General features: G+C 36.2%; 2 protein-coding genes and 1 pseudogene. 1 reads left to right on the forward strand and 2 read right to left on the reverse strand.

Translation table 11 applies throughout. The features are described 5' to 3' along the window. Positions 1–75: 75 nt before the first annotated feature. Positions 76–522: pseudogene (oppD, locus tag ABZ857_RS43980) on the reverse strand (murein tripeptide/oligopeptide ABC transporter ATP-binding protein OppD); the annotation flags it as partial. 277 nt (positions 523–799) lie between these two features. Between oppD and ABZ857_RS43985 the strand changes: the two are divergent. Further along, positions 800–1690 carry an IS982-like element ISLll1 family transposase gene (locus tag ABZ857_RS43985; RefSeq protein WP_357056884.1) on the forward strand — a complete coding sequence of 297 codons (891 nt, stop codon included), beginning with the start codon at positions 800–802 and terminating at the stop codon, positions 1688–1690. A gap of 67 nt (positions 1691–1757) precedes the next feature. Here the strand turns inward: ABZ857_RS43985 and ABZ857_RS43990 are convergent. Continuing rightward, positions 1758–2589, reverse strand: an 832-nt coding sequence (locus ABZ857_RS43990) for a glycosyltransferase (protein ID WP_357056887.1), incomplete at its 5' end; no start/stop codon positions are given.

Raw genomic sequence — 2589 nt, forward strand, 5'->3', positions numbered from 1 at the left:
CTTACGCGGACGTTACACGCCGGTGGCGAAATTTTTCCGGAAGGCCGCGAACTGCGGCTTCTGCACCCCTGGGGTGACTCTTTTAGGATTTGGAATTCCTACTTGTTCTAAAAGTTGAAAGATTCTACTTTCATACTGATTTTCTGGATAAACATCATGCACGACCAGCATTTCCTTGATTTGCTGCCCAATTTTCATCAATGGATTAAGCGCAGTGAGTGGATTTTGAAAAATCATTCCAACTTTACTTCCTCGAATATTTGCCATGGAGTCACCCGTTTTACCAATCACTTCTTCCTCATCCAATAAAATGGAGCCTGTAATTTGAGTTTGATTTGGGTTGTGTAATCCCATAACAGCAGTTGCCAAAGTTGATTTCCCAGAACCTGATTCCCCAACAATGGCTAAAACTTCACCACGTCTAAGACTTAAATCAATATCATAAATTGCTTTTTGAAATTTACCAGCAATCCGAAAGGCAACACTCACTTGTTTTGCTTCCAAAATATTTTCACTTTCCATATTTACCTCAATGAAATCTTTCTAAATAGACTTAATAAAAGTATACTGCTTTTTCTGTATATTTGCAAAAAATTATCATTTTGGATATCTTCATGAATTTTCTGAACATTACGGGAAATGAAGGTAAAACAACAGTTTTGGAGGAAATAATAAAAGCAGTAATCATATTAAAAAATGCTTTTATTATACCCGAATTGCTAGTTAATTTCATTGGAAAATAAATAAGTCGTGCTATCCTAATCTAAAACCACTAAGCATTAGAAAGCGCACGACTTATATGACTTATAATAGCACACTTCCAAAAGTTTTTGTTTATTTACTGACAACCATTGAGACGCTTTATCAAACGAGTGTTCCCCTTGAGGTTCAAAACCGAAAAAACGTCCATCTCGCAACATCAGATTGCTTAGTTATCGCTTGTTACCTCTGGGGCGTACTGCATTTTAGTGAAACGCTTAAAGCTAAGCACCAACTTGCTCAAAGTTTATTTCCTAATTTCCTAGAATATTCTCGCTTTGTCCGCCGTTGTAATGCCCTCTTACCGAGTATCCAAGTCATTCGCCAAGCACTCGTCTTTAAAGAGGTTGAAGGAATGAGTGTATCCATTATTGACAGCTTCCCCCTTCCTTTGTGTCAGCCTATTCGTAATTTCAGAAGCAAAGTTCTTGGAGATTATGCAAATGTTGGCTACAATGCTACAAAGGGACAGTACTTCTATGGATGTAAATGTCATGCTTTAGTCAGTGAATCAGGCTATGTCATAGACTACACAATTACTCCTGCTTCAATGGCTGATAGTTCAATGACCGAGGAAGTGTTGAGTCAATTTGGGACACCAACAGTCCTTGGAGATATGGGATATCTAGGTCAGTCACTGCATGATAGGCTGGAATTAAAAGGAATTGATCTAATTACACCTGTCAGGAAGAACATGAAGCAAAAGAAAATCCTTTTCCCTAATTTTTCAAAACGTAGAAAAGTGATTGAGCGAGTTTTCTCTTTTTTGACAAATCTAGGAGCTGAGCGTTGTAAAAGTCGTTCGCCTCAAGGTTTTCAATTGAAATTAGAGATGATACTTTTAGCGTATTCTTTACTGTTAAAATCAGCTAAAACACTGGAACCAGAGACTTTAAGATATTCTATCGGGTATCAAGTCATGGCTAAATAATCAACTAGCAATTCGGGTCGTAATTAACATAATTGTATATGAACCCTTTGCATTTTCATTTAACGGCTTAATGGTTTTTCGCCTTAATAATAATAACCTTTGTTAAAAATTTGATTTTTTCTTTTAAGGGCCTAGAATTTATTATTTCTTTTATTAGAGTGAGAGCAGTATCAAAACAACTGTTCGTCCTATCCAACGATAGGTTATTCTTCACAATAATTCCCGTCCAATCTCTCATAAATGCATAAATAGACTTTAGAATTAAACTACGTAAAACATCAGATTCTTCATGCTTTAACATACTAATAAATTGTGATATGACTTTTTCTTCTGAAAGAGACATTTTTTGGGCATTTTTTGTGGTTAATATACTTCCTGGACGATTTATTCTATATGCATAATTTGGTTCAGGTGATGTAGCAACTAACTTAGCGAGCATATAAGCTCTTGTTGTAAAATCTCCATCCTCAAGTAGGATCCCTGGTGTAAATCGTATATGATTACTATTAATAAAATCTAGCCTATAGATACTCGACCAAACTGCAAAAGATATGTTGCTAGATAAGAATTGGTCTAATACTATTGTCCCACAATTGGTTGGAACATTGAAATCTGGAACCCAAGCTTTAGGAATATTGCCATTAAAGTCTCGAAATGACCCACGTACAATGTCAGCTCCTGTTTTGTCAGCAATTTGATAGAGCGAGCTAACAAAGCCTGGCATAATTTTGTCATCTGCATCTACAAAAGTTATATATTTACCAGTTGCCACATCAATACCAGTGTTCCGAGCTACTGATAATCCTTGGTTTTTTTGGTTGATTACCTTAACATTGTGATGACTACAGATTAAATCGGAAATTACTGCTAGCGACTGATCTGTGCTACCATCATTTACT

Origin of the sequence: Microbispora sp. NPDC046933 (assembly GCF_040644635.1) — a bacterium.
GTDB lineage: Bacteria > Actinomycetota > Actinomycetes > Streptosporangiales > Streptosporangiaceae > Microbispora.

Excerpts from the sequence above, each read along its gene's own strand:
- ABZ857_RS43985 (WP_357056884.1), top strand. The coding sequence starts at position 800 with ATGACTTATAATAGCACACTTCCAAAAGTTTTTGTTTATTTACTGACA.